This window comes from Microbacterium sp. H6 (genome assembly GCF_003314775.1).
Lineage (GTDB): Bacteria > Actinomycetota > Actinomycetes > Actinomycetales > Microbacteriaceae > Microbacterium > Microbacterium oxydans.
On the sequence record NZ_QOAY01000047.1, the window covers coordinates 12,718 to 26,846 of the forward strand.

Consider the following 14,129-nt stretch of genomic DNA (forward strand, 5'->3'; position numbering starts at 1 on the left):
GCCGTGCCCCAACCCGCACCTGCTCGATCTCGTGCACCGCGGCTGGTCGCGACTCTCCGGCATCCGCGAGACGACCTTCGCCTCGATTCCAGGGCGCGCTCAGCACTCGGTCGAGGAGCACACCGAGATCCTCGACCTCATCCGAGCAGGCGCCGATCCGCTCGAGATCGAACTCGCCGCGCGCAACCACCGCTGGCGCACCATGGACGCGTTCCTCGACGCCCTGCACACCCGTTCCGCCCAGACGACCTCAGCTCAGACGAATCCAGTACAGACGACTTCTGCACAGACGACCGGAGAAACCTCATGACCGATTCGCGCATCCCCGCCGACCTCCCCGACCACATCCAGCACTACATCGACGGCGCCTTCGTGGATTCCGTCGACGGCGACACGTTCGACGTGCTCGACCCGGTGACGAACAAGACCTACACGACGGCCGCTGCCGGCAAGAAGGCCGACATCGAGCTCGCGGTGGCCGCAGCCAAGCGCGCCTTCGACGAAGGTCCCTGGCCGCGCATGCTGCCGCGCGAGCGCTCCCGGGTGCTGCACAAGATCGCCGACATCGTGGAGTCGCGCGACGCCCGGCTCGCCGAGCTGGAGTCGTACGACTCCGGCCTGCCGATCACGCAGGCGTTGGGGCAGGCCCGCCGCGCCGCCGAGAACTTCCGCTTCTTCGCCGACCTGATCGTCGCGCAGTCCGACGACGCCTTCAAGGTGCCGGGCAAGCAGATGAACTACGTCAACCGCAAGCCCATCGGCGTGGCCGGACTCATCACACCCTGGAACACGCCGTTCATGCTCGAGTCCTGGAAGCTCGGTCCCGCACTGGCCACCGGCAACACGGTCGTGCTCAAGCCCGCCGAGTTCACGCCGCTCTCGGCATCCCTCTGGGCGGGCATCTTCGAGGAGGCCGGCCTCCCCCAGGGTGTCTTCAACCTCGTCAACGGCCTCGGCGAAGACGCGGGCGACGCGCTCGTGAAGCACCCCGACGTGCCGCTCATCTCGTTCACCGGCGAGAGCCGTACGGGACAGATCATCTTCGGCAACGCGGCCCCCGTCCTCAAGGGGCTCTCGATGGAGCTCGGTGGCAAGTCGCCCGCCGTGGTCTTCGCCGATGCCGACCTGGAGGCCGCCGTCGACGCGACCATCTTCGGAGTCTTCTCCCTGAACGGCGAGCGCTGCACGGCAGGTTCGCGCATCCTCGTCGAGCGGTCGATCTACGAGGAGTTCGTGGAGCGCTACGCGGCGCAGGCGAAGCGCGTCAAGGTCGGCTACCCGCACGACCCCGCCACGGAGGTCGGAGCGCTCGTTCACCCCGAGCACTACGACAAGGTGATGAGCTACGTCGAGATCGGCAAGGGCGAGGGCCGCCTGGTCGCCGGCGGTGGCCGTCCGGAGGGCTTCGAGGAAGGGAACTTCGTCGCACCGACCGTGTTCGCCGATGTCTCCCCCGATGCCCGCATCTTCCAGGAGGAGATCTTCGGTCCGGTCGTCGCGATCACGCCCTTCGACTCCGACGCCGAGGCGCTGTCGCTCGCGAACAACACGAAGTACGGTCTGGCCGCCTACATCTGGACCAACGACCTCAAGCGTGCGCACAACTTCGCGCAGTCGGTCGAGGCCGGCATGGTGTGGCTGAACAGCAACAACGTGCGGGACCTCCGCACCCCGTTCGGCGGTGTGAAGGCATCGGGCCTCGGCCACGAGGGCGGCTATCGCTCCATCGACTTCTACACCGACCAGCAGAGCGTGCACATCACGCTCGCTGAGCACTCGCACAACCCGACCTTCGGCAAGAACTGACCACAACCCCTCCGCTCCGGTCGCGATATGACAGGCTTCTCGCCCGAATTCCCTGGAATATCGCGACCGGAACCGTAAGCAAGGACGCTGACATGACACACCGCGACGACATGACCCTGACCTCCTCGGGCTTCTACGTCTCCCAGGAGGCGCCGATCCGCTCGGACAACCCCATCGCGACGCCGCAGAGCTCGCCTCCGGACATCCTGCGCTGCGCCTACATGGAGCTCGTGGTCACCGACCTCGCCGCGTCGCGCCAGTTCTACGTCGACGTCCTGGGTCTGTACGTGACCGCGGAGGACGACGAGGCGATCTACCTGCGCTCGACCGAGGAGTTCATCCACCACAACCTCGTCTTGCGAAAGGGACCGATCGCCGCCGTCGCCGCGTTCTCGTACCGCGTCCGCACGCCGGAGGACCTCGACCGCGCCGTCGAGTTCTACACCGAGCTGGGCTGCGACGTGCGCCGCAAGGAGGGCGGCTTCGTGAAGGGCATCGGAGACTCGGTGCGTGTGGTCGACCCCCTCGGCTTCCCGTACGAGTTCTTCTACGCCACCGAGCACGTCGAGCGGATGTCGTGGCGGTACGACCTGCACATCCCCGGCGAGCTGGTGCGGCTCGACCACTTCAACCAGGTCACCCCCGACGTGCCGCGCGCCGTCGGCTTCATGCAGGACCTCGGCTTCCGCGTCACGGAGGACATCCAGGACGAGGAGGGCACGGTCTACGCCGCCTGGATGCGCCGCAAGCCCACCGTGCACGACACGGCCATGACCGGCGGCGACGGACCGCGCATGCACCACGTGTGCTTCGCGACGCACGAGAAGCACAACATCCTCGCGATCTGCGACAAGCTCGGAGCTCTGCGCCGTTCCGACTCGATCGAGCGCGGTCCCGGCCGTCACGGCGTGAGCAACGCGTTCTACCTCTACCTGCGCGACCCCGACGGGCACCGCGTCGAGGTGTACACGCAGGACTACTACACCGGCGACCCCGACAACCCGGTCATCACCTGGGACGTGCACGACAACCAGCGCCGCGACTGGTGGGGCAACCCCGTCGTCCCGTCCTGGTACACGGATGCGTCTCTGGTGCTCGACCTCGACGGCAACCCGCAGCCCGTGGTCGCCCGCACCGACTCCAGCGAGATGGCAGTGACCATCGGTGCCGACGGCTTCTCCTACACGCGAGCGGAAGACGACAAGGACATGCCCGAGTACAAGCAGGGCGAGTACAAGCTCGGCCACCAGCTCTAGGAGGATCCGATGCTGCCAGAGGAGACGATCGCCGCGATCGCCGCAGAACTCGCCGATGCCGACCGCGCGCACAGCGTGATCCCGCGCATCACGGCGCGGTACCCCGAAGCCACGGTCGAGGATTCCTACGCGATCCAGGGCGTCTGGAGGGACTCGCAGATCGCTGCGGGACGTCGCCTCGTGGGGCGCAAGATCGGCCTGACCTCCAAGGCCATGCAGCAGGCGACGGGGATCACCGAACCGGACTACGGCGTCATGTTCGACGACACCGTGTACGAGTCCGGCGCCGCGATCCCCGTCGACCACTTCTCGAACGTGCGCATCGAGGTCGAGCTGGCCTTCGTGCTGAAGACGCCGCTCGAGGGGCCGGACTGCACTCTCGAGGACGCTCTCGCGGCGATCGACTACGCGGTGCCGGCGCTCGAGGTGTTGAACTCGCACATCGAGCTCGAGGGCCGGACGATCGTCGACACCATCAGCGACAACGCCGCCTACGGGGCGATGGTGCTCGGCACGGTGCACAGGCGTCCGGACGAGATCGATCTGCGCTGGGTGCCCGGCGTGCTCTCCCGCAACGGAGAGATCGAGGAGACCGGTGTCGCCGCCGGGGTGCTCGGGCATCCGGCCACCGGAGTGGCATGGCTCGCGAACAAGTTCCACCAGCACGGCGCGCGTCTCGAAGCGGGCGAGATCATCCTGGCAGGATCGTTCACGCGCCCGATGTGGGTGTCGCGCGGCGACGAGGTGCTGTGCGATTACGGACCGATGGGAACAATCGCATGCCGCTTCGTCTAGCTCCGTCCTTCCGCGAGCAGTTGGCCGACTCCGACCGATCGCTCGTGGGGATGTGGGTCTGCTCCGGCAGCCCGCTGCTCGCCGAGGTCGCCGCGGGGTCGGGTCTCGACTGGCTGCTGATCGACATGGAGCACTCGGCGAACACGCTGGAGTCCGTGCTGGTGCAGCTTCAGGCGGTCGCCGCCTACCCGATCGCTCCCCTCGTTCGGGTGCCGTCGAATGACACCGTCGCGATCAAGCAGGTCCTCGACCTCGGGGCGCAGAACCTCATCGTCCCGATGGTGTCGTCCGCCGAAGAGGCGCGCACCGCCGTCGCCGCGACCCGGTACCCGCCGGAGGGCGTGCGCGGAGTGGGCAGCGCTCTGGCCCGCAGCGCCCGCTGGAATCGCGTCGACCGGTATCTGCAGGAATCCGCGCAACACGTGTCGTTGACGGTGCAGATCGAGACGGCCGCGGGCGTCGAAGCCGCCGCCGACATCGCCGCGGTCGACGGGGTGGACGCGGTGTTCGTCGGTCCCTCCGACCTCTCCGCGTCGATGGGATTGCTCGGCCAGCAGACCCACCCCGAGGTCACGGCCGCTGTCGAGAGGGTCTTCACCGCCGTCAAGGCTGCGGGCAAGGCCGTGGGTGTGAACGCCTTCGACCCCGCGGCCGCCGATGCCTATCTCGCGGCCGGCGCCGACTTCGTGGCGGTCGGAGCCGATGTGGCGCTGCTCGCCCGCGCCTCCGAGGCCCTGGCCGCTCGCTTCATCGCCGTGGATGCCGCCGACCGCGCCAGCTACTGACCGTTCGACTCGCGCGAATCGTCGTATCCAGGTCCTGGATGCACCCCTTTGCGCGATTCGAAGGACTCCGGGCCATGGCAGGATAGCCGGGTGCACAGAGGCGAGGTCGTGAGGTGATCCGCGGGCTCGCCGCGATGCAGGACCGCAACTTCCGCTGGTTCTTCCTGGCGCGCGCCATCACGATGATCGCCGGCTCGATGTCGTCGATCGCGCTCGCGTTCGCGGTCCTCGAGATCGACAACGACGCCAGGTCGCTGTCGTTCGTGCTCGCCGCCTTCACGATCAGCAACATCGTGTTCGTGCTGTTCGGTGGAGTGATCGCCGACCGTCTCCCCCGTGCCCTGATCATCCAGGCCTGCTACGTGGTCGACATCCTCTCGATCGGCACGATCGCGGCTCTGCTGTTCACCGGCACCGCCACGATCCCCCTGCTCATCGTGCTGTCGATCGTGAACGGCGCCTCCACGGCATTCGTGCTGCCCGCGATGCAGGGCATCATCCCGCAGCTGACGACGCCGGAGCACCTGCAGCAGGCGAACGCGATGCTGTCCTTCGTGCGGTCCGCCGTGACCATCGGCGGCCCGATCATCGCGGGCGTCCTGGTGGCGACGGCGGGGCCGGCGTGGGCGATGGTGGTGCAGGCCGCCGGCTGGGTGATCGCGATCCCGGTGCTGGCGCTCGTGAAGCTCCCGCCGCCATCGCACGCGGGCGGCACCACGATGTTCCACGACCTCCGCATCGGCTGGCGGGAGTTCTGGAGCCGGTCGTGGCTGTGGACGATCGTGCTGGCCTTCATGATCATGAACGCCATCCATGTGGGCGCGTGGGGCGTCGTCGGTCCGTACATCGCCAAGAACAACGACCTGCTGGGCATCACCGGCTGGGGATGGGTGGTCAGCGCCGAAGGCGTCGGGGTGCTGCTGATGACCCTGCTGCTGATGTGGTTCCCGCTGCGACGACCGCTGCGCTACGGGATGATCGGCATGGCCGCGTTCGCGATCCCCGTCACGATGCTGGGCGTCCACCCCGCCGTGGTCCTGCTCGCCATGGCCGCCTTCATCGCGGGTGCCGGCGCCGAGGTGTTCAGCACCGGCTGGAACCTCGCGATGATGGAGAACATCCCCGGCGAGAAGCTCTCCCGGGTGTCGAGCTACGACATGCTCGGGAGCTTCGTCGTGATGCCGATCGGAACCCTGGTCTACGGCTGGCTGATCACGCACGCAGATCCGGCGACCGTTCTGATCACGTCCGGGGTCGTCTACGCGGGTGTCGCGCTCGTCACGCTCGCGGTGCCGAGCGTGTGGCGGATGGGCAGGCCGCAATCCGCGACGCTCCCCGTATGAGCGAGCGGATTCATAGCATCGACCGCGAGACTGTGGGCATGACCTTCGCCGCGCTCCAGCCCCTCGCCGATCGTGCCGCTCTCTTCGTCGCACTCCGTCAGGACGCCCTGTCCGCCGCTGCCGACGCCCTCGGCGAGCACCGCTGGGACGCCGACCTGGCCGCCGGCACGATCACCTTCACGTCCGACGCGGATCCGTCTCGCCAGCTGGTCGCCCGCGCCCACCTGATCGCGACGATCGCGCCGGGCCCCCGCTCTCTCCTCTGGGCCTGGGCGCATCCGAGCGGCGACCCGCAGGGCGTCGCGGGTCAGCTGCACGCCTATGGCAGCGAGCACGGGATCACAGAACTGACGACGGCGGAGGTGCCGTTCCCCGACGGCGTGTCCGGCGACGACGCGTGGATCGCTCAGGCTGCGCACACGATCGGCGGTGTCGCCGTCGAGCTCACTGGCCGCTCCCCGTACTACTCCGCCCCGGTCGGCAACGGAACCCGCGCCGTGTTCCTCCTCGATGCCCCGCTCGCACCGCTCACGGTCGCGGATGCGGTCATCGCACTGCCCCGTGTCCTCTCCGCCACGGCACTCCCCGACGCGCGCACGGCGGTCTGGGACCTCGCGCGTCTCGCGGGGTGGACCCTCACCTGGACGGACGAGGCGTTCTCCGGGGCGACGGTGTCGGATGCCACGGGAACCGCGAGCTTCCGCTTCGACGAGCAGGCCCGCATCAGCGGGATCGAGAGCACCCTGCAGACCCAGGGGTGATCGCCTCCTGAGGTGTGGGATTCTGGTCGCATGAAGAACGGAATCGTCCGGTTCGCCGCGCTCTACGTGTTCAACGTCGCGGCCCTGTTGCTGATCGGCCTGCTGCTGCCGGGCGTCTCCGTCGGCCTCAACGCCCTGTGGGCATCGGTCGTCCTGACTCTCGCCGCCCTGTTCGTGAAGCCCCTGCTCGCCGGGGCCTTCCGCAGATCGGCGGCGAAATCGGCGGCCGAGCGCACGAAGACCGGCGAGAAGATCGTGCAGTACGTGCTGGTGTACCTCGTCGAACTCATCATCTGGGTGCTCACGGTCTGGCTGAGCGGTGTGCGCGCTTCCGGGTTCTGGGCATTCGTGCTGCCGCCCCTGGCGCTGCTGTTCGGGTGGATGATCTACGACCAGATCGACGATCGCCTGCGGGCGAAGGCCGGCGAGATCTACGACTCGGTGCAGGCGAGGATGAAGGGCGGGACGAAGACCGCGCCCTCCGCCGCCGCGCCCGTCCCCGAGACCCCCGAGACCCGAGCCGCACGTGACGAGCTCGGAGACGGTCTGACGGCCGAGCAGCGTCGGATGCTCGACGAGCTGGGCTGATTCGACCCCGCTCCGCGAAGACGAGAGGCGCCCATCCTCCAGGATGGGCGCCTTCTCGTCTCGAGGTCGGTCGTCGTCAGAGCGACCGCTCAGCGGCCTCCACGACGTTCGTCATGAGCAGGGCGACCGTCATGGGGCCGACGCCGCCCGGGTTCGGGGAGATGTACCCCGCGACCTCGGCCACATCCGGTGCGACGTCGCCGAACACGAGGCTCTTGCCGGTGTCGGGGTCGGTCTCGCGCGTCACGCCCACGTCGAGCACGGCGGCTCCGGGCTTGACGTCTTCCGCGCGGATCAGGTGCTTCACCCCGGCGGCGGCGACGATCACGTCGGCTTCACGCAGGTACTTCGGCATGTCGACGGTGCCGGTGTGGGTGAGTGTGACGGTCGCGTTGAGGTCGCGTCGGGTCAGCAGCAGGCCGATGGAGCGACCGATGGTCACCCCGCGTCCGACCACCACGACGTGCTTGCCCTTGAGGTCGTAGTCGTTGCGCAGCAGCAGCTCGATCACACCGCGCGGCGTGCACGGCAGCGGGGTGTGGATCGGGCTGTTGACGTTCAGCACCAGCCGACCGAGGTTGGTCGGGTGCAGGCCGTCCGCGTCCTTCGCCGGGTCGATCCGCTCGAGGATCGCGTCCGTGTCGATGTGCTTCGGCAGGGGCAGCTGCACGATGTAGCCGTGGCAGGCGGGGTCGGCGTTGAGCTCGTCGATCAGGGCCTCGACGTCGGCCTGCGTCGCATCGGCGGGCAGTTCACGCTGGATCGAGTTCATGCCGATCGCCTCGGACTGCCGGTGCTTCATGCCCACGTACAGCTGCGACGCCGGATCGGCACCCACGAGCACCGTCGCGATTCCCGGCGTGATCCCCTTGCTCTTCAGCTCGGCGACACGCTCGGTGAGCTCGGCACGGATCGCCGCAGAGGCCGCCTTCCCATCGAGGATCTTCGCGGTCATGTCTTCTTCCTTCTTTCCCTGTCGTGTCCTGTTCCTGCTCACCTTGCCCCCTCGCCCCACTCGGCCCGTCGAGTGCACCGGTACTCGGCGAGTGCACGGCCGGTTCGCGTGAACGAGCCGTGCACTCGGCGATATCGCGTGCACTCGCGGAGCGAGGAGCGAGAGGTGCTACTGCTGCAGGTCGGGGTAGAGCGGGAAAGCGGCGGCGAGGGCGTCCACGCGCGCGCGGAGGGCCTCGATATCGGCACCGGGGAGCAGCGCGAGCGCGATGATGTCGGCCACCTCTGTGAACTCGGCATCACCGAAGCCGCGGGTCGCGAGCGCGGGCGTACCGATGCGCAGACCCGAGGTCACCATCGGCGGACGCGGGTCGTTCGGCACGGCGTTGCGGTTCACCGTGATGTGGATGTCGTGCAGGAGGTCCTCGGCCTGCTTGCCGTCGATCTCGGCGTCGCGCAGGTCGACGAGCACGAGGTGCACGTCGGTTCCGCCTGAGCGCACGGCGATGCCGGCGTCCTGAACGTCCTGCTGCGACAGACGCTCGGCGATGAGCTTCGCACCGCGGAGCACGCGCTCCTGGCGCTCCTTGAACTCCGGCGTGCCTGCGAGCTTGAAGGCGGTCGCCTTCGCGGCGATCACGTGCATGAGCGGCCCGCCCTGCTGGCCAGGGAACACCGCGGTGTTGATCTTCTTGGCGAGCTCGGCGTCGTTGGTGAGGATGAAGCCGGAGCGCGGTCCGCCGATGGTCTTGTGCACGGTCGAGGAGACCACGTGCGCGTGAGGAACCGGGTTCGGGTGCAGACCTGCGGCGACGAGGCCGGCGAAGTGCGCCATGTCGACCCAGAGCAGCGCCCCGACCTCGTCGGCGATCGCACGGAACGCCGCGAAGTCCATCGTGCGCGGGTAGGCGGACCAGCCGGCGATGATCACCTTGGGCTTGTGCTCGATCGCGAGACGACGCACCTCGTCCATGTCGATCGTCGAGGTCTCAGGGTCGACCCCGTAGGCGACGATGTCGTAGAGACGACCGGAGAAGTTGATCTTCATGCCGTGCGTGAGGTGGCCGCCCTGGTCGAGCGACAGGCCGAGCAGGGTGTCGCCGGGGCGGGCGATCGCGTGCAGCACAGCGGCGTTCGCGGATGCACCTGAGTGCGGCTGGACGTTCGCGAACTCCGCGCCGAACAGGCTCTTGGCGCGGGAGATGGCGAGCTCCTCAGCCACGTCGACCTCTTCGCAGCCGCCGTAATAGCGACGACCGGGGTAGCCCTCTGCGTACTTGTTGGTGAGCACGGAGCCCTGCGACTGCAGCACCGAGACGGGCACGAAGTTCTCCGATGCGATCATCTCGAGGAAGGTCTGCTGACGCTTCAGCTCGCGGTCGAGCACCTGGGCGATCTCGGGATCGACCTCGGAGAGCGGGGCGTTGAAGTAACGGTCGGTCATGACGTGCTCCTTTTGACGACGGATTCGAAAGGGGTGTTCCTATCGGCCCAGGCGCGCGGTCGAATTCCGTGGTCAGTCGCTCCCCGGTGGTAGTCCACCCAGACGCCAGTCGCGACGGTTACGAGCATAGCCGATCAGAGCCGGCGCGCACGTTGCTGATCCGGCCATCGTCGCAGAATCGATTCGATCTCGACCATTCCCCTCGACGACACCGACGGGTAGGTTTTGTTCATGGTCCTTCCTCATCCTCTCCCTCTGGTCCCCGCACCCGTTTCGGCCGTCCCGCGCGAAGGACGGATGCCGATCACCGCGACGACGCGTGTTCTCGGCTCCTCCCCTGCTGCCGACCAGCTGATCGAGGCGGTCGAGCGTCGCAGCGGTATCCGCCTGTCGCTCGCGGACGAGGCGCCCGCCGACATCGAGCTGCTGATCGATGCGACCTCTTCCGCACCCGAGGGGTACACACTCGAGGTCGGCGAGCGGGCTGTCGTCGTGGGTGCCGACGAGGCGGGACTGTTCTACGGCGTGCAGACACTGCTGCAGCTGCTGCGCCAGGACGAGTCCGGCTGGGGCCTGCTCGGCGCGGACGTCGCGGATTCCCCCCGCTTCCCGCGGCGCGGAGTCATGCTCGACGTGGCGCGTCACTTCTTCGGCGTCGACGACGTCAAGCGGTTCATCGACAGCACCAGCGCCCTCAAGTTCAACCACCTGCACCTGCACCTCAGCGACGACCAGGGGTGGCGCGTGCACATCGACTCCTGGCCCCTGCTGACCGAGCGGGCATCCCTCACCTCGGCGGACGGCGACCCCGGCGGCTTCTACACGAAGGACGACTACCGCGAGATCGTGAGATACGCCGCCTCGCGTCACATGATCGTCATCCCCGAGATCGACCTTCCCGGCCATACCCACGCGATCGGCGTCGCCTACCCCGAGCTCGTCGAGGCACCCGTGCTGAACGACAACCTGATCGCGGAGTCGGAGCGGCTCGGCCAGCCCCTCCCCGTCGCCGGTGAGACCTACCTGGGGTGGGGGGTCGGCCACTCCAGCGTGCGCATCCACGATGAGCGCACCTACGACTTCGTGCGCGACGTCGTGCGTGAGCTCGCCGAGATGACCCCTGGCCCCTACATCCACATCGGCGGCGACGAGTCCCTCGGAACACCTCAAGCCGACTTCGATCTCTTCGCGGAGCGCGCGACCGCGATCGTCGTGGAAGCCGGCAGGATCCCGGTGGCCTGGCACGAGATGGGCTCGGCGGCGCACATCGCCGAGGGCACGGTCGGACAGTACTGGGGGAAGACCACCCCCGAGGGCACACACGCCGAGGAGGCCGCCCACTTCGTCGAGCGCGGCGGCGCCCTGATCATGTCGGCGGCGGACGTCACGTATCTCGACATGAAGTACACCGAGGACTTCCCGCTGGGCCTCACCTGGGCAGCGATCATCGATGTGCGCTCCGCCTACGAGTGGGAACCCACCGACGTCCTCGACGTGCCGGACAGCGCGATCCTCGGCATCGAGGCTCCACTGTGGTCGGAGACCACCCGCACGCTCGACGAGGTCGAACAGCTGGTCTTTCCTCGCGCGGCCGCACAGGCCGAGGTCGCCTGGTCGCCGAGAGAGGCACCGGAACGCGCGTGGGAGTCGTTCCGCGTGCGCGTCGGGTCGCTCGCCCCGTTGTGGAAGGCTGAGGGGGTCGACTTCCACCCCGCAGACGAGATCCCCTGGAGCGCACGTTGAGCACCCACTCCTCCGCGACCGGTTCGCTGGTCATCCACTCCGCACGGATCGTCGACCACGGCGACATCGTCGAGGACGGCTGGGTCCGTATCGACGACGGCATCGTGACCGAGCGCGGGACCGGTTCGGGGTGGACGTCCGCGGATGAGGTCGTCGACGCGACGGCCGTCGCCGGTGCCGATGCTCTGCTCACCCCGGGATTCGTCGACATCCACGGCCATGGCGGCGCCGGCGCGGCGTTCGACGACGGGGCGGAGGCGATCCGCATCGGCCGCGATCTGCACCGGGAGCACGGCACGACCCGCGCCGTCGTGTCGCTGGTCACGGCGTCGCTGGATTCGCTCGCCCGCAGCGTCGGGCTGATCGCCGACCTGACCGAGACGGATGCCGACATCCTGGGCTCGCACCTCGAGGGTCCGTTCCTCGACCCCGGTCACCACGGTGCGCACGAACCGTCACTGCTGCGCCATCCGACGACCGCCGACGTCGCGCGACTGCTGGACGCCGGACGTGGCACCATCCGCCAGGTCACGATCGCTCCCGAACTTCCAGGCGGGCTCGACGCGATCAGGCAGATCGTCGCAGCCGGTTCGGCGGCTGCGGTCGGGCACACCGACGCGGACGCGAGCATGGCGGTCGCGGCGTTCGAGGCCGGCGCTTCCATCCTCACGCACGCGTTCAACGCGATGCCGGGCATCCATCACCGTGCCCCCGGACCTGTGCTCGCCGCGGCGGCAGACCACCGTGTGGTCCTCGAGGCGATCGCCGACAACGTCCACCTCGACCCGCACGTCATCAAGCTGGTGTTCGACTCCGCGCCGGGACGAGTGGCGCTGATCACGGACGCGATGGCGGCCGCAGGAAGCGCCGACGGCCACTACGACCTCGGCGCGGTGAGCGTGACGGTCGAGAACGGAGTCGCGAGAGCCGATGACACCGGGTCGATCGCCGGCTCCACGCTGACGCAGGATGTGGCTCTGCAGCGCGCCGTGCAGGCAGGGGCGAGCCTGGCGGAAGCCGTCCGGGCTCTCACCGAGACCCCGGCGCGTGCGATCGGGCGCGACGCCTTCCTGGGAAGACTCAGTCCCGGGATGCTCGGCGACGCCGTGCTGCTGGATGCGGAACTGCGCGTCGCGCGCGTGTGGTCAGGACCACGGCTGCTCGTCTGAGACGGCGCCGCGCGCGACGCGCAGCTCTGCGCTCTCCGGTCATGCGTTGGTGGGGTGGGAGGCCGCCGTTCCCCAGATCGGCGGCCTCGTTCCCCCTCGTGAGACGGGCGGCCGGGTTCTCCTCCCCCGAGGATCCCGACCCGCCCGACCGGCGCGAACACCCCCCGCACCAGTGCCTGGATCCCGCCCCCCGGTGGGATCGCTACGGCTGTCTACATGGGATGAGACGTGGCACATCCCGATTCATTACGCGACTTCCCGAAAAAACTTCGAGAAGTCGCTCTCGATCATCTGATCAACGTGTGGGAGGCCGCCGTTCCCCAGATAGGCGGCCTCGTTCCCCCTCGTGAGACGGGCGGCCGGGTTCTCCTCCCCCGAGGATCCCGACCCGCCCGACCGGCGCGAATACCCCCCGCACCAGTGCCTGGATCCCGCCCCCCGGTGGGATCGCTACGGCTGTCTACATGGGATGAGACGTGGCACATCCCGATTCATTACGCGACTTCCCGAAAAAACTTCGACAGCCCGAAAAGACGTCGTCGATCTCCGGCCCCGCACATCGCACGCCCGCTGGGCGGTGACAGTGCCCGAAGCCGGGCATCCGCTTGGAGTTCCGACGGAGGGTGGCTTACCTGGGAGATTCGCGAGAGAATGATGAAGTCGCGTGATGAGAGGCGCTCTCCTGCGTCTCTTCCGGTGGAGGCGCAGCTGCGCCCCGCGACAGATGGATGATTGTGCACGAAGAGAACACGACTCACGACGAAACGATCGGCGACGCCGACCTGATCCTCCGCACCCGCTCGGGAGACACGGGGGCGTTCGGTGAACTCTGGCGCCGACACTATCCGTCCGGACTCTCCGTCGCGCGCTCCGTGACCTCGTCGATCGACCCGGACGATCTGGTGCAGGAGTCGTACACGCGCATCTATCAGGCGATCCTCAAAGGCGGCGGCCCCAACGGCTCGTTCCGCGCCTACCTCTTCACGAGCATCCGCAACACGGCCGCAGGGTGGGGGCGCGCGCGCCGCGAGACGGCGATCGACGAACTCGACACCGTCGCCGACCCCGACAGCACCGACCAGGCTGCGAGCGAGGCACTCGACCGCAGCCTCACCGCTCAGGCGTTCCGCAGCCTCCCCTCCCGTTGGCAGGAGGTGCTCTGGTACACCGAGATCGAGCAGATGAAGCCGCAGGAAGTCGGGCCGCTGCTCGGCATGAAGGCCGGCGCCGTGTCGCAGTTGGCCTTCCGCGCCCGCGAAGGCCTGCGTGAAGCGTGGATCCAGGCCCATCTGCGCAGCGCCGAAGACGGCTCAGAGTGCCAGTGGACCATCGAGCACCTGGGCGCGTACTCGCGCGGCAACCTCAGCACTCGCGATCACAAGCGCCTCGAACTGCACCTGGACGAGTGCGCGCGGTGCATGATCGTCGCGGCCGAGGCGAAGGACGTCTCCAAGCGTCTGGCCCTCGTGCTGCTTCCACTCGTCC

Annotated in this window: 13 protein-coding genes and 1 riboswitch; of the genes, 11 read left to right on the forward strand and 2 right to left on the reverse strand. The window is 68.3% G+C overall.

The window, feature by feature from the left end; all coding sequences use genetic code 11:
* From DSP71_RS23020 to DSP71_RS02935, 8 genes are all read left to right on the forward strand, one after another.
* The coding region (locus DSP71_RS23020) for an FCD domain-containing protein (protein WP_258546235.1) at nt 1-310 on the forward strand (310 nt) is incomplete at its 5' end.
* Complete coding sequence (gene hpaE / locus DSP71_RS02905) at nt 307-1,806, forward strand: 5-carboxymethyl-2-hydroxymuconate semialdehyde dehydrogenase (protein ID WP_113680324.1); 1,500 nt, start codon at nt 307-309, stop codon at nt 1,804-1,806. The genes DSP71_RS23020 and hpaE, both read left to right, overlap by 4 nt.
* Before the next feature lie 92 nt (nt 1,807-1,898).
* A complete protein-coding gene (gene hpaD / locus DSP71_RS02910; RefSeq protein WP_046748845.1) occupies nt 1,899-3,062 on the forward strand; it encodes a 3,4-dihydroxyphenylacetate 2,3-dioxygenase in 1,164 nt (387 codons plus the stop codon).
* Nucleotides 3,063-3,071: 9 nt separating this feature from the next.
* On the forward strand, nt 3,072-3,857 hold the full coding sequence (locus DSP71_RS02915; RefSeq protein WP_113680325.1) for a 2-keto-4-pentenoate hydratase: 786 nt from the start codon (nt 3,072-3,074) through the stop codon (nt 3,855-3,857).
* The gene (locus DSP71_RS02920) at nt 3,842-4,642 is read left to right on the forward strand and encodes an HpcH/HpaI aldolase/citrate lyase family protein (RefSeq protein ID WP_113680326.1); all 801 of its coding nucleotides are present in this window, start codon (nt 3,842-3,844) and stop codon (nt 4,640-4,642) included. The genes DSP71_RS02915 and DSP71_RS02920 overlap by 16 nt, the downstream gene beginning before the upstream one ends.
* Before the next feature lie 113 nt (nt 4,643-4,755).
* The gene (locus DSP71_RS02925; RefSeq protein ID WP_052748791.1) at nt 4,756-5,985 is read left to right on the forward strand and encodes an MFS transporter; all 1,230 of its coding nucleotides are present in this window, start codon (nt 4,756-4,758) and stop codon (nt 5,983-5,985) included.
* 38 nt (nt 5,986-6,023) lie between these two features.
* Nucleotides 6,024-6,746, forward strand: coding sequence for a DUF6882 domain-containing protein (locus tag DSP71_RS02930; RefSeq protein ID WP_046748842.1), 723 nt, complete (start codon nt 6,024-6,026; stop codon nt 6,744-6,746).
* A gap of 30 nt (nt 6,747-6,776) precedes the next feature.
* Complete coding sequence (locus tag DSP71_RS02935; RefSeq protein ID WP_113680327.1) at nt 6,777-7,334, forward strand: hypothetical protein; 558 nt, start codon at nt 6,777-6,779, stop codon at nt 7,332-7,334.
* 76 nt (nt 7,335-7,410) lie between these two features.
* On the opposite strand, the gene DSP71_RS02940 is transcribed toward DSP71_RS02935, so the two are convergent.
* Both DSP71_RS02940 and glyA read right to left on the reverse strand, forming a co-directional pair.
* Nucleotides 7,411-8,289 carry a bifunctional methylenetetrahydrofolate dehydrogenase/methenyltetrahydrofolate cyclohydrolase gene (locus DSP71_RS02940; RefSeq protein ID WP_046748840.1) on the reverse strand — a complete coding sequence of 293 codons (879 nt, stop codon included), beginning with the start codon at nt 8,287-8,289 and terminating at the stop codon, nt 7,411-7,413.
* A 168-nt stretch (nt 8,290-8,457) separates the two neighbouring features.
* The gene (gene glyA, locus DSP71_RS02945) at nt 8,458-9,732 is read right to left on the reverse strand and encodes a serine hydroxymethyltransferase (protein ID WP_046748839.1); all 1,275 of its coding nucleotides are present in this window, start codon (nt 9,730-9,732) and stop codon (nt 8,458-8,460) included.
* A gap of 38 nt (nt 9,733-9,770) precedes the next feature.
* Nucleotides 9,771-9,855: riboswitch (ZMP/ZTP riboswitch) on the reverse strand.
* A 108-nt stretch (nt 9,856-9,963) separates the two neighbouring features.
* Here glyA and DSP71_RS02950 point away from each other — a divergent pair.
* The 3 genes from DSP71_RS02950 to DSP71_RS02960 all read left to right on the forward strand — a co-directional run.
* Nucleotides 9,964-11,475, forward strand: a complete 1,512-nt coding sequence (locus tag DSP71_RS02950) for a family 20 glycosylhydrolase (RefSeq protein ID WP_113680328.1) — start codon at nt 9,964-9,966, stop codon at nt 11,473-11,475.
* Complete coding sequence (gene nagA, locus DSP71_RS02955) at nt 11,472-12,644, forward strand: N-acetylglucosamine-6-phosphate deacetylase (RefSeq protein WP_113680329.1); 1,173 nt, start codon at nt 11,472-11,474, stop codon at nt 12,642-12,644. The genes DSP71_RS02950 and nagA overlap by 4 nt, the downstream gene beginning before the upstream one ends.
* 728 nt (nt 12,645-13,372) lie before the next feature.
* Nucleotides 13,373-14,129: sigma-70 family RNA polymerase sigma factor (locus DSP71_RS02960; RefSeq protein ID WP_147251175.1), on the forward strand; the 757-nt coding region annotated here is incomplete at its 3' end.